Annotated in this window: 14 protein-coding genes; 10 read left to right on the forward strand and 4 right to left on the reverse strand. The window is 61.1% G+C overall.

All coding sequences use genetic code 11. From position 1 onward, the window contains the following. Positions 1–215: 215 nt before the first annotated feature. Positions 216–617 (forward strand): DUF488 domain-containing protein, encoded by a 402-nt coding sequence (locus K9B32_RS00570; RefSeq protein ID WP_224559991.1) that lies wholly within the window; start codon positions 216–218, stop codon positions 615–617. A gap of 90 nt (positions 618–707) precedes the next feature. Next, entirely contained in the window at positions 708–1055 is a 348-nt protein-coding gene (locus tag K9B32_RS00575; protein ID WP_224559992.1) for a hypothetical protein, read from the forward strand. A 105-nt stretch (positions 1056–1160) separates the two neighbouring features. Here the strand turns inward: K9B32_RS00575 and K9B32_RS00580 are convergent, their stop codons facing one another. After that, positions 1161–3641, reverse strand: a complete 2481-nt coding sequence (locus K9B32_RS00580; protein WP_224559993.1) for an ATP-dependent helicase — start codon at positions 3639–3641, stop codon at positions 1161–1163. A gap of 411 nt (positions 3642–4052) precedes the next feature. On the opposite strand from K9B32_RS00580, the gene K9B32_RS00585 reads away from it, so the two are divergent. The 4 genes from K9B32_RS00585 to K9B32_RS00600 all read left to right on the forward strand — a co-directional run bounded on the left by K9B32_RS00585 (position 4053) and on the right by K9B32_RS00600 (position 10476). Next, positions 4053–5219, forward strand: a complete 1167-nt coding sequence (locus K9B32_RS00585) for an efflux RND transporter periplasmic adaptor subunit (RefSeq protein ID WP_224559994.1) — start codon at positions 4053–4055, stop codon at positions 5217–5219. Then, positions 5216–8371 (forward strand): efflux RND transporter permease subunit, encoded by a 3156-nt coding sequence (locus K9B32_RS00590; protein WP_224559995.1) that lies wholly within the window; start codon positions 5216–5218, stop codon positions 8369–8371. Before K9B32_RS00585 ends, K9B32_RS00590 begins: the two co-directional genes overlap by 4 nt. A 249-nt stretch (positions 8372–8620) precedes the next feature. Next, positions 8621–9616 carry a flagellin gene (locus K9B32_RS00595; RefSeq protein ID WP_224559996.1) on the forward strand — a complete coding sequence of 332 codons (996 nt, stop codon included), beginning with the start codon at positions 8621–8623 and terminating at the stop codon, positions 9614–9616. Positions 9617–9810: 194 nt separating this feature from the next. Continuing rightward, the gene (locus K9B32_RS00600; RefSeq protein WP_037084427.1) at positions 9811–10476 is read left to right on the forward strand and encodes an OmpA family protein; all 666 of its coding nucleotides are present in this window, start codon (positions 9811–9813) and stop codon (positions 10474–10476) included. Positions 10477–10526: 50 nt separating this feature from the next. Here K9B32_RS00600 and K9B32_RS00605 read toward each other — a convergent pair whose 3' ends face one another. After that, positions 10527–10934 carry a DUF2000 family protein gene (locus tag K9B32_RS00605; protein WP_224559997.1) on the reverse strand — a complete coding sequence of 136 codons (408 nt, stop codon included), beginning with the start codon at positions 10932–10934 and terminating at the stop codon, positions 10527–10529. Positions 10935–10967: 33 nt separating this feature from the next. On the opposite strand from K9B32_RS00605, the gene K9B32_RS00610 reads away from it, so the two are divergent. Then, complete coding sequence (locus K9B32_RS00610) at positions 10968–11855, forward strand: AraC family transcriptional regulator (RefSeq protein ID WP_224559998.1); 888 nt, start codon at positions 10968–10970, stop codon at positions 11853–11855. Here the strand turns inward: K9B32_RS00610 and K9B32_RS00615 are convergent. Next, positions 11815–12909 (reverse strand): AbrB family transcriptional regulator, encoded by a 1095-nt coding sequence (locus K9B32_RS00615; RefSeq protein ID WP_224559999.1) that lies wholly within the window; start codon positions 12907–12909, stop codon positions 11815–11817. The genes K9B32_RS00610 and K9B32_RS00615 overlap by 41 nt on opposite strands. Before the next feature lie 164 nt (positions 12910–13073). Then, positions 13074–13976: a LysR family transcriptional regulator gene (locus K9B32_RS00620; RefSeq protein ID WP_224560000.1), complete on the reverse strand. Its 903-nt coding sequence runs from the start codon at positions 13974–13976 to the stop codon at positions 13074–13076. Between the two features lie 96 nt (positions 13977–14072). Here K9B32_RS00620 and K9B32_RS00625 point away from each other — a divergent pair, with 96 nt between their 5' ends. The 3 genes from K9B32_RS00625 to K9B32_RS00635 all read left to right on the forward strand — a co-directional run bounded on the left by K9B32_RS00625 (position 14073) and on the right by K9B32_RS00635 (position 20556). Further along, a complete protein-coding gene (locus K9B32_RS00625) occupies positions 14073–15107 on the forward strand; it encodes an aldo/keto reductase (protein WP_224560001.1) in 1035 nt (344 codons plus the stop codon). Between the two features lie 108 nt (positions 15108–15215). Beyond that, complete coding sequence (locus tag K9B32_RS00630) at positions 15216–16628, forward strand: FAD-binding oxidoreductase (RefSeq protein WP_224560002.1); 1413 nt, start codon at positions 15216–15218, stop codon at positions 16626–16628. Positions 16629–16812: 184 nt separating this feature from the next. Then, a complete protein-coding gene (locus K9B32_RS00635; RefSeq protein WP_224560003.1) occupies positions 16813–20556 on the forward strand; it encodes an AsmA-like C-terminal region-containing protein in 3744 nt (1247 codons plus the stop codon). Positions 20557–20652: the final 96 nt, after the last annotated feature.

A 20652-nucleotide genomic window follows, 5' to 3' on the forward strand; every position in this document is an offset into this window, starting at 1 on the left:
ACGCGGGGAGCCATTGACGCCCGCGATCCCGCCAATCTTCTTTTGCAGAAAAGGTCGCGGCTTCGAAGGTACGAAAGAGTGACAATGGTGAGTAGCGTTCAAAGTATCAGGCGGCAGGCGACAGTGGCGACGGTGAAGTTTTGCCTCGTCATGCTCGTGATGATCTTCCTTGCTCGGGATCCGTAGACATCGTGACAGGTTGATGGAGGGGCGGAATGGCTATCAGCGTCGTGCAACTGGGGTCGCCGCGGGCGGAAGGCGAGGGCGTGCGCATCGGCACCGTCCGCCGACCGCCGCGCGGCGTACCGAAGGAGGAATTCTCCAGCCGCAACTACTATGACGTCTGGCTACCGATCCTTTCGCCGAGCCAGGCCCTGGTGACCGAAGCGAAGGCGGCAACCACCGATGCTGAGTGGATGGCCTTCGTGCGCAGCTTCACCAAGGAAATGAAAGTGCCGGAGGCAAGCCATGTGCTCGACCTGCTCGCCACGCTTTCGCATGCCAGCCATTTTTCGATCGGCTGCTACTGCGAGAACGAGAGCCGATGCCATCGAAGCGTGTTGCGGCGCCTGCTTGAAGAGCGGAACGCAACGTTTGCCGCGGAAGCCTGCGCCTAGCGCCCCTCGTAGGCATGCTGTGAGCCGCGGCCTTGCTGACTCCGGGAATTTCTGCCTTTCTGTGCGAGGGGATTACCCGGAGCCCAAGCCATGACCGAGCCCGGTCCAGAGGAGAAGATCGACGCGACGTTCCGCAACGGCTCGCTGACGGCGGCCGGCATCATCCTTGGCTTTTCCTTGAGCTTCATCAGTCGCTGGGTCTCCAATCCAAACGACTGGAGCCGGATCGACATCTTTCCGATGGTGCTGCTGACGGTGGGGATAGCTCTGCAGGTCAAGGTCTTCGCCGACCTCTTGGCCCGGGACTCGCTGATTGCTGCCAAATACGATCGGGCCAGACGGCTGTTTCTGATCGGCATCGCGGTCGTCGCGGCCGGGATCGGGCTGGCATTGCTCAATGATATTCTGGGGCTGGGGTCGATGCCGATCCTGGGGTGAGCGGGATGTTGCCGTCTTATACTCTCGATCTCATCGACGCTGCACGATGTCCGCAGGCCAATCAGATTGAGATTCTTGTGAATCCGTCCTGTTATAAGATGAAACCTATGAAACCCGATCCACAAACCCATCGAGCACTCTCTTCTGGCCAGCCCGGTCAAAATCGATCGTAAGCTTATTGCCCTCGATCTCGATGATATTGCCGTTGCCGAATTTCAGGTGGAAGACGCGGTCGCCGGTCTTGAACTTCGAGGGTTCCGTTGCCGTGGATTTCGCTACCAGCTCGCCGTCGATGGTGCGGCCGCGCGGGCCGCTTTCGCCGTAGCCGATACGCTCCACGGCAGGGCCGGAGCGGGTACCCCAGTTGTCGCGGGTGGCGTCCGTCTTGTTCTGCTGGGCACGCTTCCAGCCCGGCGTCGAGTAGGAGTTGGCGAAGGGATCGGCCTTGTCGAAACGGGACTGACCGTAGCTGCCCCTGCTATAGCCGCCGTAGCTCTGCTCGGTTTCCGCCACTTCGACATGCGTGTCCGGCAGTTCATCGAGGAACCGCGACGGGATCGTCGATTGCCACAGACCGTGGATGCGTCGGTTCGAGACGAACCAGATGTGGCAGCGCCGCTTTGCGCGGGTGATGCCGACATAGGCGAGGCGGCGTTCCTCTTCGAGACCGGCGCGGCCGCTTTCATCGAGCGAACGCTGGTGCGGGAACAGGCCTTCTTCCCAGCCCGGCAGAAAGACGGTGTCGAACTCCAGGCCCTTGGCCGAATGCAAGGTCATGATCGAGACGGCGTCGAGATTTTCATTCTGCTCGGCGTCCATCACCAGCGAGACGTGCTCGAGAAAGCCGCGCATCGACTCGAAGCTTTCCATCGAGCGGATGAGTTCCTTCAGGTTTTCAAGACGGGTTGGCGCGTCTGCCGACTTGTCGTTCTTCCACATGTCGGTGTAGCCCGACTCTTCGAGGATCTGCTCGGCAAGCTCGGTATGGGGCGTGTTCTCCAGCATTTCCTGCCAGCGGCGGAACGACTGAACGACGTCGAAGAGGGCTTTGCGTGCCTTCGGCTTCAGCTCGTCGGTTTCGATCATGTCGGCGGCTGCCGCCAGCATCGGGATATCGCGGGCGCGGGCGTAATCGTGAAGGGCGCGTACCGTCGTATCGCCGAGGCCGCGCTTCGGGGTGTTGATGATGCGCTCGAAGGCGAGGTCGTCGGCAGGCTGTGCGACGAGGCGGAAATAGCCCATGGCATCGCGGATTTCGAGGCGCTCGTAGAAGCGCGGGCCGCCGATGACGCGGTAGTTCAAGCCCAGCGTCACGAAGCGGTCTTCGAATTCGCGCATCTGGAAGGAGGCGCGCACGAGGATTGCCATGTCGTTCAGCAGATGCCGCTTGCCTTTGGCATCGCCGCGCTGAAGCTGCTCGATTTCCTCGCCGATTTCCCTGGCTTCCACCTCGGAATCCCAGGAGGCGTGCACCTGGACCTTGATGTCCTCGGGATCGCTCCGGTCGGTGAAGAGTGTCTTGCCGAGGCGACCTTCGTTGTGAGCGATCAGATGGCCAGCCGCACCAAGGATATGTGCCGTCGAGCGGTAGTTGCGTTCCAGCTTGATGACCTTGGCGCCCGGAAAATCCTTCTCGAACCGCAGGATGTTGTCCACCTCGGCGCCGCGCCAGCCGTAGATCGACTGGTCGTCGTCGCCGACGCAGCAAACGTTCTGCGGTTCGCCCTTGGGGCGCTGCGCAAGCAGCCGCAGCCACATGTACTGGGCGGTGTTGGTGTCCTGATACTCGTCGACGAGGATGTAGCGGAAGCGGCCGTGATACTCCTTGAGAAGATCAGGGTTCCTACGGAAGATCGCGATCGGGTGCATCAGGAGGTCGCCGAAATCGCAGGCGTTCAGCGTCGAAAGCCTTTGCTGGTAGGCGATGTAGAGTTCGCGGCCCTTGCCATTGGCGAAGGCGCGCGCGTCGCCCTCGGGGATGTCGCTCGGGCCGAGGCCCTTGTTCTTCCAGGTGTCGATCATGCCGGCAAACTGTTTGGCGGGCCAGCGCTTGTCGTCGAGGCCTTCCGCCTGGATGAGTTGCTTGATCAGGCGAACGACGTCGTCGGTATCGAGAATCGTGAAATCGGAGCGCAGGCCGACGAGTTCGGCATGGCGGCGTAGAAGCTTGACGCCGATCGAGTGGAAGGTGCCGAGCCATGGCATGCCCTCGACGGCGCCGCCGACGAGCACGGCAATACGCTCCTTCATCTCGCGGGCAGCCTTGTTGGTGAAGGTGACAGCAAGGATCTGTGAGGGGAATGCACGGCCGGTGTTGAGGATATGGGCAATGCGCGTCGTCAGAACGCGCGTTTTGCCGGTGCCTGCGCCCGCGAGCACGAGAACGGGACCTTCGAGTGTTTCGACGGCTTCGGTCTGCTCCGGATTCAGGCCGGAAAGGTAATCGGGGCGCTTGCCGCCATCGCGAGCGGCCATGGCGCGGGCGGCGAGCCCTCCGCTGGCCGGAGCGGCAGGGGCCGGCTGCTTGCGCGGCGGCTCATCCGGCTCTTCGTCGAAGAAGGGGATATCGTCGAAACTATTGCTCATGGCGCGTAATGTAGTGATTCGGGATGGAAAGACCAGAAAAGATGTTCTGCTTTCATTCCTGTCCGGGCGACTGTCCTCAGCTTGTATCCGGCCTGGGAGGGCCGCAACGGCGGCGAATTGCCGGATGTGGCTGCAAGTTTTATCCTAGGCGGTACGGCATCTCGCATAAACGTCAGAAAACAAAACCGTTATTTGTCCTCGGCGAAGAAACTCTGCGACGCGTGCGGGAAACGAGTGGCGAACGTTCTGCCAGTAACTCAGTCTTGATATTACAATTCAGTAATGCGGGACCAATTCGCTTGCCGGTGATCAGCAAAGAGACAATATTGTCGCAGACACGCGGCAATTTGTCCTGCGAAACGCCTCTTTCGATAGACCCTGGACGAGCCTCGAGTCCCTCTGGAGACGTGAATGGCATTTTGGAAGCAGTTTATAGTTTGCCTTGTCGTGATTGCTGCCGGCTTTGCTGGATGGGTTTACTTTGTGCCGGGGGCCGGCGAGACGCTGCGCAAGGCCGGCTTTTCTGAGGCTTCCAAGTTGGCGCCCGGCGAAGCTGCACCGCAGCCTGTGGTCAGCGGAGAGGGACAATCAAGGCGCCGCGGTGGCGGAGCCAATGCGCCCGTTCTGGTCGCCACGCAAGCCGTTGTTCGTGGCGTCGTCAATGATCGGTTGAGCGCCATCGGCACGGGGGATGCGATCCGCTCCGTCGTGGTGATGCCGCAGGCGAGCGGTACGATCCGCGAAATCCTCATCAAGTCGGGCGACAGGATCACCAAGGGGCAGGTTCTCGCGAAGCTCGACAGCGAAGAGCAGGTCATTGCTCGCGGTCAGGCTGATGTGGCGCTGAAGAGCGCCATCGAGAAATCCAGCCTCTACCACAACATCAAGTCCAGCGTGTCGCGCATGGACGTCTTCGACGCAGAGATCGCTGAGCAGGGCGCACGCCTGCAGCTGCAGGCCGCCGAGCTCAATCTCGAGCGCCGCAACATCGTCGCGCCTATCGATGGCATCGTCGGTATCATCGCTGTCAATGTCGGCGATAACGTCTCGACGACAACGCCGGTCGCCACGCTCGACGACCGGACGGAGATTCTCGTCGACTACTGGGTGCCGGAGCGCTTTGCCAACACGATCACCGCAGGTCACCCGGTGGAGGCGACCTCTGTTGCGCTGCCCGGGCGAGCTTTCTCGGGAGCGGTCGAGGCGATCGACAACCGCATCGACGCCGCCAGCCGGACACTGCGCGTGCGGGCGCGGATCGACAACGCGTCGGACGAATTGCGGGCCGGCATGTCTTTCAATGTCGGTATGAAATTCGCGGGTGATCAGTATCCGGCGGTGGACCCCGTTTCGGTACAGTGGGACTCTCAGGGTGCCTTCGTCTGGCATGTTGTCGACGGCAAGTCCCAAAAGGTCCGCGTCAGCATCGTGCAGCGCAATCCCGACTTTATCCTTGTTAAAGCCGACCTGAAGGACGGCGACGCTATTGTTATCGAGGGGCTGCAGCGCGTCCTTGAGGGCGGGGCAGTGCGCATCGCAAGCGACGTCGCGTCGAGCTCGGAGCCTGCCACGCAATGAACGTGATCGAGATGCAGGAGAAGCCGGCTTCCGGCAAGCAGACATTTACCGCGCTGTTTGTCCGGCGCCCGATCCTTGCGCTGGTATTCAATACACTCATGATCGTTGCCGGCCTCGCGGCCTATGCCGGGATCGAAGTGCGCGAACTGCCAGATGTCGACCGGCCCATCGTCACCGTTCGCACGACCTTTGACGGCGCTTCGCCGCAGACGGTCGATCAGGAATTGACGAAGGTCATCGAGGGGGCGGCGGCACGCGTCAGCGGCCTGAAGTCGATTTCATCGAGCTCGCAGTTCGGCCAGAGCCGTGTGACGCTCGAATTTTCCGACTCGGTTGACCTCGCTGTTGCGGCAAACGACGTGCGTGACGCCATCGGCCGTATAGCCGATCGTCTGCCGGAGGAGGCGGACGCGCCGCAGATCGTCAAGGCCGACTCCGATTCGCAGCCGATCATGCGTCTTGCCGTGACCTCGTCCAAGCTCAACATGGACGACCTGACCCTTCTCGTCGAAAACCAGGTTATCGATCGCCTTGCCTCCGTTGATGGCGTTGCCGATGTCGAGACCTATGGCGACCAGGAGAAGGTCTTCCGCGTCGACGTCAACCAGAGCGAACTCGCCAGTCGCGGGCTGACGGTTGGTGATCTGACGAAGGCGCTGTCGAGCGCTGCCCTCGATATGCCGGCCGGATCGTTGAAGAGCCCAACGCAGACGATCGTCGTGCGTGCGATGGCAAGCCTGCAGACACCGGAAGAGTTTTCCAACGTTATCCTGCAGAACCACGTGCGACTCGGCGATGTGGCGAACGTCACGCTTGGGCCGCGCGACGGACAGACGGCCCTGCGCTCCAACGGCGTTCCCGGCATCGGCCTCGGCATTATCCGCCAGGCGCAGTCGAATACGCTGAACATTTCGAACGGCATCAAGGACGCCGTTGCCGAGCTTTCGAAGACGCTTCCCGAGGGCACGCGGATCGCTATTACCAGCGATGACGCCGTCTTCATCCAGGGGGCGATCCATGAGGTCGTGCTCGCGCTGATCCTGGCCGTCGTCATCGTTACCGGCGTGATCTACCTTTTCCTCAGGGACTGGCGCGCGACGATCATCCCCGCCGTCAGCATGCCGGTGGCCCTCATCGGAACGCTCGCGGCCGTCTATCTCGTTGGCTTCTCGATCAACATCCTGACGCTGCTTGCGGTCGTGCTGGCGACCGGTCTCGTCGTGGACGACGCGATCGTCGTTCTCGAAAATATTGTACGCCGTCGATCGGAGGGCATGGGGCCGCGAGCAGCTGCCGTGCTTGGTACGCGCGAGGTGTTCTTTGCTGTGATCGCGACGACCGCGACGCTTGCGGCGGTCTTCATTCCGCTTTCCTTCCTGCCGGGGCAGGTGGGTGGGCTCTTCCGCGAATTCGGCTTCGTGCTCGCTTTCTCGGTTGGCCTCTCGTCCATCGTCGCCTTGACTCTATGTCCGATGCTGGCGTCGCGGATACTGACGAAGGAGATGCTCGAGGACCACGGACTTCTCGGCCGTTTCGGCACCTGGTTTGCTGATACCTACCGGTGGTCGTTGCATGCCTGCCTGAATGCGCCGCTCGTGATCATCGTCGCATCCGTTCTTTTCGCGGGAGCGGCTGTTGTCGCGTTCCAAACGGTTCGGAGCGAGTTGACGCCGAACGAAGACCGGGCCCTGGTGATGATGCGCCTGACAACGCCGCAGGGTTCCAGCCTCGAATATACGCGCGACAAGCTGCAGCGGGTCGAGGAATATCTTCAGCCTCTCGTCGACAGTGGCGATATCCGCAACGTCTTTTCCATCTCGGGACAGGGCGGGCAGGTCAATAGCGGCTTCATGGTGCTGACGCTGGCCCCATGGGGTGAGCGTCACCGCACGCAGGCCGAGATCGTTGCCGATATCAACAAGGCGGCTGCCAGGGTGCCGGCGCTGCGTGGCAATGCCATCCAGTCCAACAGCCTGCGTATCCGTGGCGCCGGCAGCGGGCTGCAGATGGCACTGGTCGGCAACGACCACGAGGTTCTGACAGCTGCGGCTGCAGAACTGGTCCACGCACTCGATGCCACGGGACACTATGATACGCCGCGACTGACCAACGAGCCGACACAGGCGCAGGTGTCGGTCACGATCGACCGTGAGCGCGCCTCCGATCTCGGGATCGACATTACCGGCCTTTCGACAGCCATGCAGTCGTTGCTCGAGGGGCGTTCGGTCGTCGATGTCTTCGTCAAGGGTGAATCCTATCCTGTGTTGCTCACATCGAACACGCGGCCGCTGGACGATCCGACGGATCTCGAGAACGTCTTCCTCAAGACCGGTGACGGCAAGATCGTGCCGATGTCGGTGATTGCCACGCTGACAGAGAGTTCCGTCGCGCCGCAGCTGAACCGCGAACAGCAACTTGCGTCGGTGGCAATCACCGCTGGCTTGAAGAACGGTCTTTCACTCGGAGATGCGGTCAAGGAAGTGACCGAGATCTCGAAATCGGTCCTGCCGGCCGGCGCTCGTCTCGTCCCTCTTGCTGAGGCCGCGACGCTGGAAGAAAACTCGAGCGGAATGGCGCTGACCTTCGGCTTTGCCATCGTCATCATCTTCCTGGTTCTAGCCGCTCAGTTCGAGAGCGTGCTGTCGTCGGTCATCATCATGTCGACGGTGCCGCTGGGGCTCGCCTGCGCCGTCTTCGCGCTGATCATTACCGGGTCGAGCCTCAACATCTATAGCCAGATCGGCCTTGTGCTGCTTGTGGGTGTGATGGCGAAGAACGGCATTCTGATCGTCGAATTCGCCAACCAGCTGCGCGATCGCGGCGAAGATGTGCGCACGGCGATCGAGAAGGCGTGTGCGCTGCGCCTGCGCCCTGTGATGATGACCATGATCGCGACGATCCTCGGCGGCGTCCCGCTGGTCTTTGCGCATGGCGCCGGCGCGGAAGCGCGTATTGCGCTCGGCTGGGTAATTGTCGGGGGGCTCGGCTTTGCGACGCTGGTGACGCTTTACATCACGCCGGTCGCCTACCTGCTCATCGCCCGCTTTGCGAAGCCGCATGCTCACGAAGAGGAGCGCCTCCACGAAGAAATGGCGCACGCCGCGCGTCCGCGCCCTGCGACTAAGGCAGGGCGGCTGGAGGCGGCGGAGTAAGCAAGCCCGCTGCCCTCGCCGGCAAATGCTGCGACTTATAGTTTATGAAAAGTTGTAGGATTGGATGAATTTCCTCTGAACCTTAGATGTTTTTTAAGCATGAGCGGCAATCATTCGAGCAGAAACCGATAGGTCCTCCAGCGTTTCGGGGGGCTGCTCCGGCGCCGGTGTGGGGCGCCCCCGGACATGAGCGTTCGCGGTGCGGTTTGTGTGTGTGTCAGTGTATTGTTGTGTTCGGAGTACAGTACCTTGAGCATTTATCGGCGCACTTCGGTGGATGCCGCGCTTTATGTTTTGCGTGACATCGGTCGCGATATGACCAAGACCCAGAGGCAGGTGTCCACCGGCCTCAGAGTGGAAAGAGCGTCCGACAATGGCGCCTACTGGGCGATCAGTTCGACGCTGAAAACCGATCAGAAAGCCCAGTCGGCCATTCGTGACGCCCTTGGCCTCGCGGCCGCGACCATGGGCACGGCCTACAATGCCGTCGACAACGCGATCGATCTCGTCAGTGAGATCAAGGCAAAGCTCGTCGCGGCAACCGAGTCCGGCGTCGACAAGGACAAGATCAATACAGACATTACTCACCTGAAGGATCAGCTGCGGTCGGTCGCGCAGTCGGCGACCTTCAACGGCGACAACTGGGTGGCGATCGACGATTCCTCGGATCCGTCGAAACCCAGACAGATCCCTTCGTCCTTCATCCGTTATTCTGACGGAAGCGTCAAAATTGACACGCTGAGCTATGAGGTCGACCTGGCACCAGTTGGGGCGACAAGCTCAAAGGACGCGCGCTATCTGATCGATGATCGCACGACGGGATCGGGGGAATACGGCGCTCTCACGTCGCAGTATTTTGCCACCGAGGCCGGTGCTTCGCAAAACTATGTGATAATGAAGGGCGCCGGCAACACGGCAGGGCAGGTCGAGATTGGGGTTTCAAGCACTACGACCCAGGCGCAGGTGAAGGAGATGATCACCGTCGTCGACATGATGCTGAACCAGATGACGACGGTCGGCTCGGCCTTTGGCGCACTCGAAAAGCGTATCGGCATCCAGAGCGATTTCGCGCAGTCGTTAGACGATTCCTACGCCCGCGGCATCAGCCGGCTGATCGATGCCGACATGGAGGAGCAGTCGAGCCGGCTGCGGGCCCTGCAAACGCAAGAGCAACTTGGCTTGCAGTCGCTGAACATCGCTAACGCCAGCTATGACAAGGTTCGCCAGCTCTTCCAGAACTTCTAACGGGTCGGCTTGATAAAGGACGTGTCGCGGGCAATCCGCTGGGCGACATGGCCACTCAGCCTGTCGCTGTGGCTTGCGATCCGCAGTCGCTGTGCATTTTGCCTAATTTCCAGTATCTGAAGCGCCTGCTTCATCTTGTTGCCGCAATCCTTAATACTGGTCGCATCAACGCCGAACTGGAGACACACCTGTCCATGATCAAGAAATTCATACTTTTGTCTGTTGCCGCAACCTACCTTAGTGCTTGCACCACGACCGACCCCTATACGGGCGAGCAGAAGATGTCGAACACGTCAGGCGGGGCACTGTTGGGTGCCGGCGTCGGCGCGCTTGCTGGCCTGGCTGTCGGCGGCTCGCCGGTTGGACGTCGCAACGCCGCGCTGATCGGTGCCGGCGTTGGTGCGCTCGCGGGTGGTGCGATCGGCAATTACATGGATCAGCAGGAATCCGAACTGCGCGCCCAGCTCCAGGGAACCGGCATCTCGGTCACCCGCCGCGGCGACAACATTATCTTGAACATGCCGTCCAATATCACGTTCGATGTCGATCAGGACGCCGTGAAGGCTGGCTTCTATCCGACGCTGAACTCTGTCGCGATTGTCTTGCGCAAGTTCAACCGCACGCTGATCGACGTGAACGGTCACACCGATTCCACCGGCAGCCTGCAGCACAATCAGGATCTGTCGCAGCGCCGCGCGATGTCGGTTGCCGACTATCTCGGCACCCAGGGCATCGATCCGCGCCGCGTTTCGGCCGTTGGCTTCGGCCCGTCGCAACCGATCGCTTCCAACGCCACGGAAGCCGGCCGCGCCCAGAACCGCCGCGTCGAAATCCAGATCGCGCCTGTCACCCAGAGCTGACCCACATTGCAGTCGTGAGAAGCGGCCGGGCCAACGCCCGGCCGTTTTCGTTATTGGTGCATCGTCGCGCCCTTGGTGATCTTGTCGACAATCTTCTTCGCGGCTCGGATGGCGATGCCGACGACCTTGGCATCGTCAGGTGCATATTCAGCAAAGACGGCTCGGTTGGCGGTGTCGTGGCCGGTTGCGAACATCTCCTCGATGAACAACGAAGAGGTCACGCCGCGCTCCAAAGAGCGGCGGTGGATCGTCGACAGGGTCTCGCCCTCGGCCGATAGAACGATGATCGGCTGAATGGAGAGCGGATGGTAAAGATTGCCGGCGCGATCCTTGTAGGCCTCGCCGATGATCTCGGGGTTCTGTCCGGCAATGCCGCTCATCAGGAAGGCGGTCACGTTCAGCTTCTGCCAGGATGCAAGATTGTTTCGCAGGACGATCGCAATTTTGGTATCAAACATTCCAGTCTCTTTCATGCGGGTTCGAAAGTCGCGTTGGACCAGGATGTAAACAGTCATGCCTTCGAGGGTCTTGAACGTTTGTGCACGGAGCGCGGCGCAGACGGGATCGTGACTGCGCCGGCTTTTCCCGGCATCGAGCGGATCGAGGCGCAATTTTCAGGCAATGCCTTCGAGCCCCATCGCCACGATACCTATGCGCTTGGCGTCACGATCAAGGGTGTGCAGACTTTTTCCTATCGCGGAGAGCGGCGCTTCAGCATGCCAGGACAGGTGCTCGTGCTCCACCCTGATGAAGAGCATGATGGTGGTGCGGGCACCGATGACGGGCTGCAATATCGCATGCTCTATCTGGAACCGGCGTTGCTGCTCGAATGCCTAGACGAGGAGAAGATCGGGCTGCCATTCGTCGATGAACCGGTGATCTGGGATCCCATCCTAGTCGGCACGTTGCTCGCAGCGCTTGGCGAACTGGATCGCGAGCTCGATGAGCTGTTCGTCGACGACTTCGTTTCGCGTGTTGCCGGTGGACTTGCCAAGCATGCAAGGACACCACAGCGGCCGCTCGGAAGCGTGGCGTGGCAGCGCGCAAGATTGGCGCGGGACTATCTCGAAGCGCATGCGACAGAGACTGTGCGGTCGGGCGAGTTGGAGGTTGTTACCGGCCTGGACCGCTTTTCCCTCGCGCGGCATTTCAGGGCTGCCTTTGCAACCAGCCCGCATCGCTATCTCCTCATGCGGCGCCTGCAGTATGCGCGTGCCATGATCGGGGCGGGCGAAGGACTTTGTGATGTTGCTGCTGCGACCGGATTTGCAGACCAGAGCCATTTGACCCGGCACTTCAAGAAGGCCTACGGCATGACGCCCGGCCAATGGGCGAGCCTCAGACGGGCTTCTCCGCAAGACCGGAGCGGCGCGCGATAAAGCGTGCCAGCATTGGGCCGGTAAACAGGATCACTAGGAAGCGGCCGGTTTGCATGGCCATCACAAAGGGCACGTCGACATCGCTCGATGCGGCGATGATGGCGACGGAATCGGCGCCGCCGGGGCTGGTTGCAAGATAGGCTGTGAGCGGATCGACGCCTGCGAATTTGTGCAAGGCAAAGGCCATGCAGCCACAGATCGACATCAGCAAAAGGATGGAGGCAGCAACGCGGGGAAGGGCGCGGGCGGCGTGCATGACAATGCCGCGGGTGAAGCGCAAACCGATGTTCCAGCCGATCAGGGCATAGCTGATCGCCAGCAGCCATAACGGAAGCTCGATCGTCAGCAGACCGAAGCCTTGCAGCAGCGAACCGAGCACCAACGGCACGGTGATTGTGCCGCCTTGGATACGAAAACGAACAGCAACATAGGCAGACAGGCAGGTCAGGGTGACAGTCGCGGCAAGCGCCTGCCAGTCGACCGGTGGGAAGAGGATGATTGCCGGCGGTTCGCCACCATCTGCGGCAACCCATAGGCGGGAGACCACCGAAGCGGCCACGGCGACGAAGACCACACGCAAATACTGCATGAAAGCGACGAGACGGGCATCGGCGCCGTAGGCTTCGGACATGATGACCATCGCGGAAGCCGCACCGGGCGAGGAACCCCAAACCGCCGTCGTTCCCGGTAAGACCTGCCAGCGTGTCAGCAGCCAGCCAAGGCCGGCCGCCGCGACGATGACGGAAAGGATCATCGCGAGAAAGAGCGGTGCGTCGGTCGCCATCGTCTTCAGGATATCGACGGTGATGGCGCGCGCCATAAGAAATCCGACGAGCGCCTGTCCGAAGAGGAGTGGCCAGCGTGGGACCCGAAGTGATCCCTGGCCGATGGAGAGAGCAAGGATAATTGCCGCCACCATCGGGCCGATAAGGAGTGAGGCCGGCAGGCCAAGCATTTCGAGCCCGACGACAAGCAGGGTCGAGATGCTGAGCAAGAGTATCCACCGCGGCAGGCTGGCGTATCGAAAGAAGCGGCTGGCGTCGTACAACGGCATGATTCCCATGCATGTCTTGCCAATGCTGGAACCGCGATCAGGCGAAGCAAGGGAGCAGCACTGGCTGGCAAAAGAGGCCGCCCGGAGAGACCGGAGGGCAATGCGCCGATATAGGCGCCAGCCGGGGAAGGGGTCAATTGCGAAATCCTATAGATCTCGCAGCGTTAGAGGCTGACACGCTCCGCCAGGAAGTCGAGTAGCGCTCGCACGCGGGCCGGCAACGGACCGCCCTGGCCGATATAGACGGCGTAGAATTCCTCGATATCACCGGGGTTGATCTCCTCGAGAACCGGGACCAGCCGCCCGGCCTCGATATCGGCGCGAACTGTGAAGGTGGCGAGGCGGACTAGGCCTGCGCCCGACAGTGCCATATATCGCATCGCTTCGCCATCGCCCACCTGCACGCCGGGTGAGATCGGCAACGCGACGGTTTCTCCGTCCTCGCGAAGGGGCCAGCCCTGGACGCTGCGCGCATAAGAAAAGCCGATGCGGCGGTGATGTTTCAGGTCCGCAACAGATTTCGGCTCGCCGGCGCGCTTCAGATAGGTCGGCGATGCCACGATGACTTTCCGGGTGACGCCGAGCTTGCGCGCAATGAGACTGGAGTTCTTCAGCGGTCCGGCGCGGATCGCGACATCGGTTCGATCCTCGACGAGGTCGACGATGGCGTCTGTATGCGAGATATCGAGAGTGACGGCGGGATTGAGCGCCAGAAACTCGGAGACGAGCGGCGCAAGGACATGATGGCCGAAGGAGGCGCTGGTGTTAATGCGAATGGGACCCGCGGCCTGTTCGCCGGCGGAGGCGTAGCGTTCGGCCTCCGCTATGTCTGCAAGAATAGAAACGCTGCGCTCGTAAAAGGCGGAGCCTTCCGGCGTTAGATGCAGCTTCCGGGTCGAACGATTGACGAGGCGAGCGCCGAGGCGTGCCTCAAGCCGCGCGACAAGCTTGCTGACTGCAGATGGCGTCATGCGGCAAGCGCGGGCCGCGGCCGTGAAGCCGCCGAGTTCGACGGCGCGTACGAAGACTTCCATTTCGCCGGAGCGATTGATGTCTTGTCGGCTCATGATGAATTCAATTCATGGATGTCTTTCCTTCCGGCAATCTATATCATGGTAAATTCAGTGTCTATCTCTTCTGAAGTCCACAACGGGAGACTGACCATGGAATACAGAAATCTCGGCGCATCCGGCCTCAGGGTGCCGGTCTTGAGCTTTGGCGCTGGAACGTTCGCAGGCTCGGGTCCGCTCTTCGGTGCATGGGGCAATACGGACGCCGCCGAAGCCCGGCGCCTGATCGACATTTCGCTCGAAGCGGGCGTCAATCTCTTCGATACGGCGGATGTCTATTCGGCTGGGGCCTCCGAGGAAGTCCTTGGCCGGGCGATCGCCGGTCGACGAGATGCCGTGCTGATCTCGACCAAGATCGCCCTGCCGATGGGCGATGGCCCGGCGGATTGGGGAACCTCGCGCGCGCGTCTCACTCGCTCGACGGACGAGGCGTTGAAGCGGCTGGGTACAGACTATATCGACCTGCTGCAGCTTCATGCCTTCGACGCCTCGACGCCTATCGAGGAGGTGCTGGCGACCCTGGACGGGCTGATAACGGCGGGGAAGATCCGCTATGTCGGCGTTTCCAATTTCGCAGGATGGCAACTGATGAAGTCGCTCGCGATTGCAGAGCGTCACGGCTATCCGCGCTATGTCGCGCATCAGGTCTACTATTCGCTGGCTGGCCGTGATTACGAATGGGAGCTGATGCCGCTTGGCGCCGACCAGAGCGTAGGCGCGCTGGTCTGGAGTCCGCTTGCCTGGGGTCGTCTCACCGGTAAGATCCGGCGCGGCCAGCCGCTGCCGGAGGGTAGCCGTCTGCACCAGACGGCGGAATACGGGCCGCCGGTCGACGACGAGAAGCTTTACGATATCGTCGACGCGCTGTTCGAAGTTTCGGAAGAGACAGGCAAGACCGTTCCGCAGATCGCGCTCAACTGGCTGATCGGCCGCCCGACTGTCGCCAGTGTCATCATCGGCGCGCGGAACGAGGCGCAGCTGCGACAGAATCTCGGTGCTGTCGGTTGGTCGCTATCGAAGGAGCAGGTGGAAAGGCTCGATAAGGCGAGTGCAGTGACCGCGCCCTATCCGTACTTTCCGTACCGCAGGCAGGAGGCCTTTTCACGGCTCAATCCGCCGTTGGTCTGAACGGTGCTCGGCACAGGACCATTCTCGCTAGTCCTGCACTAGACAGGCGCCGTCTCTTGTCTCATACCAACCTGCCTCCCGGCAGCGAAGGTGAAGGAGATCAAAGAGATGGCGCTCAAAGACGCAAGAACCGGAACACGGAATGAGGTTGGCATTGCAGCTGCTCTCGGCGTTCTGAAACAGCGCTTTGGCGAGCGCTTCCAGACCGGCCAAGCCATTCGCGAACAGCACGCGCACACGACGACCTACATTCCGTCGCAACTGCCCGACGGCGTGCTTTTTGCCGAGAGTGCCGACGATGTGAAGGCGGCGGTCAAAGTCTGCGCCGAACACAAGGTGCCGGTCATTGGCTTCGGCACAGGCTCTTCGCTGGAAGGGCAGGTCAATGCTCCAAATGGCGGAATATCAATCGATTTCAGCAGGATGAACCGGATTCTTGAAGTGAATGCCGAGGATCTAGACTGCACCGTCGAGCCGGGCGTGACGCGCGAGGAGCTCAACACTTATCTTCGCGATACAGGTCTGTTCTTCCCGATCGATCCGGGCGCAAATGCCTCGATCGGCGGCATGACCTCGACGCGCGCGTCGGGAACGAACGCCGTGCGCTACGGCACGATGAAGGACAACGTGCTTGCCGTTACGGCGGTGACTGCAAACGGAGAAGAAATCCGCACCGCACGGCGCGCCCGCAAGTCGTCCGCCGGCTACGACATGACCCGGCTTTTCGTCGGGGCGGAAGGCACGCTTGGCATCCTGACCTCCGTGACGCTGCGGCTGCAGGGCATCCCGCAGAAGATCGGCGGTGGCGTCTGCGCCTTTCCGACCGTCCGGGCTGCCTGCGATGCGGTGATCATGACCATACAGATGGGTATCCCTGTTGCCCGCATCGAACTCCTCGATGCGCTGCAAATCCGCGCCTGCAACGCCTACTCGAAGCTGAGCTATGAGGAAAAGCCGACGCTCTTCCTGGAGTTTCACGGCACGGATGAGACGGTTGCGTTGCAGTCGGAGCAGTTTGCCGAGATCGCTTCTGAATGCGGAGGCGGCCCGTTCTCGTGGACAGTCAACGCCGAGGAACGCAGCAAGCTCTGGAAAGCGCGGCACGATGCCTACTGGGCCTCACGGGCGCTGGCACCTGAAATGGCCGCGCTCTCGACGGATGTTTGCGTGCCGATTTCGCGTCTTGCCGATTGCATCGGCGAGACGCAGGCCGACATCGAGGAGCATGGTCTGCTTGCGATGATCGTCGGTCATGCCGGTGATGGCAACTTCCATGTGCTTTTGTTGTTCGACGACAAGACGCAGGAGGGCATTGCTGTCGCCGAAGCCTTTGTCGGTCGGCTTAACGCTCGCGCTCTGGCAATGGATGGTACTTGCACCGGCGAGCACGGCATCGGCCAGGGCAAGATGGCATTCCTCGAGGAGGAGCTCGGCGGTACGGTCGACCTGATGCGGCAAGTCAAGGCGGCCCTCGATCCGGACGATATCTTCAACCCCGGCAAGATATTCCATCGTGCCTGAAAACGGACATTCCGTCGCGCCTGACGATCAGCCGGGATCGGCGCTGCAGGGAATGATTTGGCGATGAGGCGAATTCATCTCCAAATCAAGTAAATAGAGCATGATGTTGCCCGAAAGCTGCTTCACAGCTTTCGGTATCATGTTCTAGTGTCCGCGATGGATTTCCGAATGGAGAATTGTTGAGTTGGTAGGCCGGTTCCTCGTCTTTTTGGGCGGAGTGGTTGTCGTGGCGCTATTCGTGGCGCTGCTGGCGCCGCTGTTTATCGACTGGACCGACTTCCGAAAGAATTTCGAGGACCAGGCGAGCCGGATCATCGGCAAGAAGGTCGTCGTGCATGGTGCGGTGGATGCGCGCCTGCTGCCGTTTCCCTCCGTGACACTGCATGACGTGCGCGTTGGGCAGGAGCTTGACGGGTCGCCGATTGTGCAGATCGAGCAGTTTTCCATGGACGCCGAACTTGCGCCATTCCTCTCGGGCGAAGCGTTGATCTTCGACATGCGCGTAGTCAACCCGAAGGTGAAGCTCAGACTTCTGAAGGACGGCACGCTCGATTGGACGCGCGGAAGCCAGCCTGAAATCCCAGCCAGGACAGTCGTTCTCGAGAACGTTCATGTCAGCGGCGGTGATGTCCAGTTCATCGACGATCAGTCGGGGCGGTCGCGGCACATCGCGAGTCTCAATGCTGAAATGTCGGCCAAGTCGCTTGCCGGACCGTGGCGGATCGAAGGCGATGCGGCACTCGACGGCGAGCATGGCAGCTTCACCATTGCCAGCAATCAGCCTGACGAGAACGGAATCCTGCGGATGCGCACGCGCCTGCAGCCCGACAGGCAGCCGGTCACCGTTGATCTTGACGGTGAGCTGAAGCTCGTCGACCGCAGACCGAACTATCAAGGAACGGTCTCCGCATCGATCGAGAACCGGAATGGCAAGAAAACCGACAAGGCTGATGTCCCTCCGCGACTGAAAGGGAAGTTCGAACTTACCAACGAAAGCATTCGGATACCGGAATATCGTCTGGAGGTCGGGCCTACGGACGATCCCTACGTCGTCACCGGAGAGGCGACGCTTGATACGGGAAGCAAGCCGCAATTCCTGTTGATTGCGAATGGCCAGCAGATCGACGTCAATCGTATCGGCAATCAGGGGGCGAACGGCAAGACCAACCGTGATCCCGGCCTTTCGGCCCGGCAGCGACTGAACGCGATGATCCAAATTATTTCGCAAGTGCCGGTGCCGCAGGTGCCAGGAAAGGCGAGTGTTCGATTGCCGGCGATTGTTGCCGGAGACACGACAATCCGCGACATTCAGCTCGATGTCGAACCCGCTGGCAAGGGCTGGACGATCGACAACGTGGTCGGCACGCTCCCCGGTCGTACGAAGGTGGAGGGTCAAGGCAAGCTCAATCTGCAGGGGCAGGCATCCTTTGTTGGGCAGATCACGGTCGCCTCCAATCAGCCCACAGGCCTTGCGGCCTGGCTTGCCGGCTCCGTCGATCCTGCGATCCGGCAACTGCGACAGGCGGGTTTTTCCGCCGACGTCAATCTTACGCACGACCGGCAGACCTTCGACAACCTGGAAATTGCCGTTGGGCAGGCGACGCTCAAGGGCACGCTCGACCGCCAGGTGCTGACCAACCAGGCGCCGACGCTGGATGTGGCGCTTGCCGGCGACGCGCTCGATCTGGATGCGCTGCGTGCGCTGACCGGATTGTTCACGGGTCAGGATGCCGGTGACAACGTGCTTGATCACAAAATCAACGCGCGGCTCAAGGCCGACAAGTTTAGTGCCTTTGGCGTCGAAGCGACCGATGTCGAGACAAGCTTTGCCATTGCTGATGGGGCTCTCGCCGTCGAGAAGCTTTCCGTCAAGAATCTGGCAGGTGCTGAGGTGACCGCGACCGGTCGCGCCGAGGGATCGCTGCTCGACTACAAGGGCTCTGGGGAAATCACTTTCAAATCGGCCGATCCGGGCTCATTCTTCACCATGCTCAAACAGCATCTGCCGCAGCACCCGGTCATGGATAGGCTCGTGCGCAATGCTGCCTGGTACACCAATACTGCGCTGCGCGGCGCCTTGACGCTTGGAGGAGACGAGGGCGACGGCCTGACCCTGACGCTGGCCGGGGTGAGCAATGGTAGCCGTGTCAATCTCGACTACCGCATGTCGGATCTTTTGGCGCTGACGGGCAAGGGCACCACGAGCCTCGAGGCGACGCTTGAAAACAGCACCACTTCGATCTTGTTCGGGCAGGCCGGTCTTGATCCCTTGCCAGTCGATGCGGACGCCAACGGTCGTTTGACCCTGAAGGTACAGGCTGAGGGCACGGATCCCGCCGACGCGCAGCTGACGTTTGCCACTGACCGTACCTCGTTTACTGCTGGCGGTAAGGTGGATGTCCGCCCGCAAGCCTTCATGAACGGTCAGCTTGCGGTATCACTGGAGAGTGCGGACCTTGATCCCTATCTTGTGATGAACGGCATCGCCATGCCGCAGATGGGTACGGGCTTGCCGTTCAAGCTGACGACGAACGCGACCATTGATGGCGACAAGATTGCTTTTGCGAATATCGCAGGACATGCCGCTGACAACGAATTCAAGGGTGCGCTGACCGTCGACCGCAAAGCGGAGAAGACAACGGCGACGGGCGAATTGGCGCTATCCAAGGCTGATGCCGCTTGGCTCGGAGAAGCGGTCTACGGCCCAATGACGGATGCAGCGACGGGCGACCTGTCGGCCGCAGCGCTGGGCCTGCCAGTCTTCAAGGACATGGACGTCAATCTCAAGCTTTCCGCCAAGCAATTCTGGCCTGGCTGGTCGGGCCCGATTTCGGATTTCACCTCTACTGTGGCCTACAAGGGCGACGAGCTGCAACTGAACGACATCAAGGGCGGCTGGGATGCCGGCAGCCTGAACGGCAGTCTGCTGTTTACCAATGCCGATGGTACAGGCTTCTTCCAGACAAAGCTGGCTCTGGCGGACGCGGACCTCGCCGGGGTTGTGTGGCCGCGCGATGGAGCTCCCGTCGCAAATGGCAAGTTCGGGCTGGCACTCTCTCTGGAAGCCTCAGGGAAGTCGATGAAGGATATAGCCGGTTCGCTGAATGGATCCGGCGAACTTCGGCTCGGCGATATCAGCGTGCGTGGGCTCAATCTCGGCATGCTGGCGCCGTTACTGGCTGCGACCGATCCGATGCAGGATCAGTTGAACGCCGGCAAAGTCCATCCGATCGTCGAGACATTGCTTAACAACGGCGAGGCGAAGCTGCCGCCGACCGCTATTCCGTTCAACGTGACGGATGGGGTTCTGCGCTTTCAGAACGTCGCCGTGACGACCGATCAGGCAACGGTTGTTGGCAACGGCCAGATCGACCTGTCGCAGGAGCGCATCAACGCGTCGCTCAATATTGCGCTGAATCCGGGCAACGAGGTGCTTCCCGGCGCGGAGCCTGCGATACGCCTCGACTTTTCGGGGCTGCTTGCGTCGCCTGGCCGTACGATGGACGTCACAGATATCACCGGTTTCCTGTCGCTGCGCGCCTTCGAGCGTGAACGCCGACGCGTCGAGCGTTTGCAGTCGAACGTCCTGGAAAAGCAGCGACTGCGCCGCGAAGTCGCTCTCTACAGGTTCAATGACGCAGAGCGCCAGAAGGCTGCCGCCTTTGAGGTCCAGCGACGAGCTGAAGAGCAGCGGCTGAGGGATTTGGCCGCTCAGGCCGAGCGTGAGAGGCAAGCAGCGCAAGCGCAGGCGCAGGCTGAGGCAGAAGCCAAGGCGAAAGCCGATGCTGAAGCGCGCGCCAGGGCGGCGCAAGAGAAGGCAGCCGCGGATGCCGCGCGACGAGCTCAAGAGCAGCTTGCCGTCCCCCCTGAGAACTCGCTCAATTTTGGAACGGTACCGGGGCTGCCCGGTGTGCAGATGCCGCAGTAGTGGATTGCGGGAGTACCCTTTCGTGAGCATTGCGATGGGAGCCTGCCCACCTCTGTGCCGGCATAAACTATCTCTTCGGCCAGGAGCGGTTCTGGC

Source organism: Rhizobium sp. 3T7, from assembly GCF_020166565.1.
GTDB lineage: Bacteria > Pseudomonadota > Alphaproteobacteria > Rhizobiales > Rhizobiaceae > Rhizobium.

Bases quoted from the DNA above. Each gene is read 5' to 3' on its own strand.
- K9B32_RS00575 (WP_224559992.1), top strand. From the start codon at position 708: ATGACCGAGCCCGGTCCAGAGGAGAAGATCGACGCGACGTTCCGCAAC.
- K9B32_RS00600 (WP_037084427.1), top strand. From the start codon at position 9,811: ATGATCAAGAAATTCATACTTTTGTCTGTTGCCGCAACCTACCTTAGT.
- K9B32_RS00620 (WP_224560000.1), bottom strand. From the start codon at position 13,976: ATGAGCCGACAAGACATCAATCGCTCCGGCGAAATGGAAGTCTTCGTA.
- K9B32_RS00590 (WP_224559995.1), top strand. From the start codon at position 5,216: ATGAACGTGATCGAGATGCAGGAGAAGCCGGCTTCCGGCAAGCAGACA.
- K9B32_RS00630 (WP_224560002.1), top strand. From the start codon at position 15,216: ATGGCGCTCAAAGACGCAAGAACCGGAACACGGAATGAGGTTGGCATT.
- K9B32_RS00570 (WP_224559991.1), top strand. From the start codon at position 216: ATGGCTATCAGCGTCGTGCAACTGGGGTCGCCGCGGGCGGAAGGCGAG.
- K9B32_RS00625 (WP_224560001.1), top strand. From the start codon at position 14,073: ATGGAATACAGAAATCTCGGCGCATCCGGCCTCAGGGTGCCGGTCTTG.
- K9B32_RS00615 (WP_224559999.1), bottom strand. From the start codon at position 12,909: ATGCCGTTGTACGACGCCAGCCGCTTCTTTCGATACGCCAGCCTGCCG.
- K9B32_RS00580 (WP_224559993.1), bottom strand. From the start codon at position 3,641: ATGAGCAATAGTTTCGACGATATCCCCTTCTTCGACGAAGAGCCGGAT.
- K9B32_RS00605 (WP_224559997.1), bottom strand. From the start codon at position 10,934: ATGTTTGATACCAAAATTGCGATCGTCCTGCGAAACAATCTTGCATCC.
- K9B32_RS00585 (WP_224559994.1), top strand. From the start codon at position 4,053: ATGGCATTTTGGAAGCAGTTTATAGTTTGCCTTGTCGTGATTGCTGCC.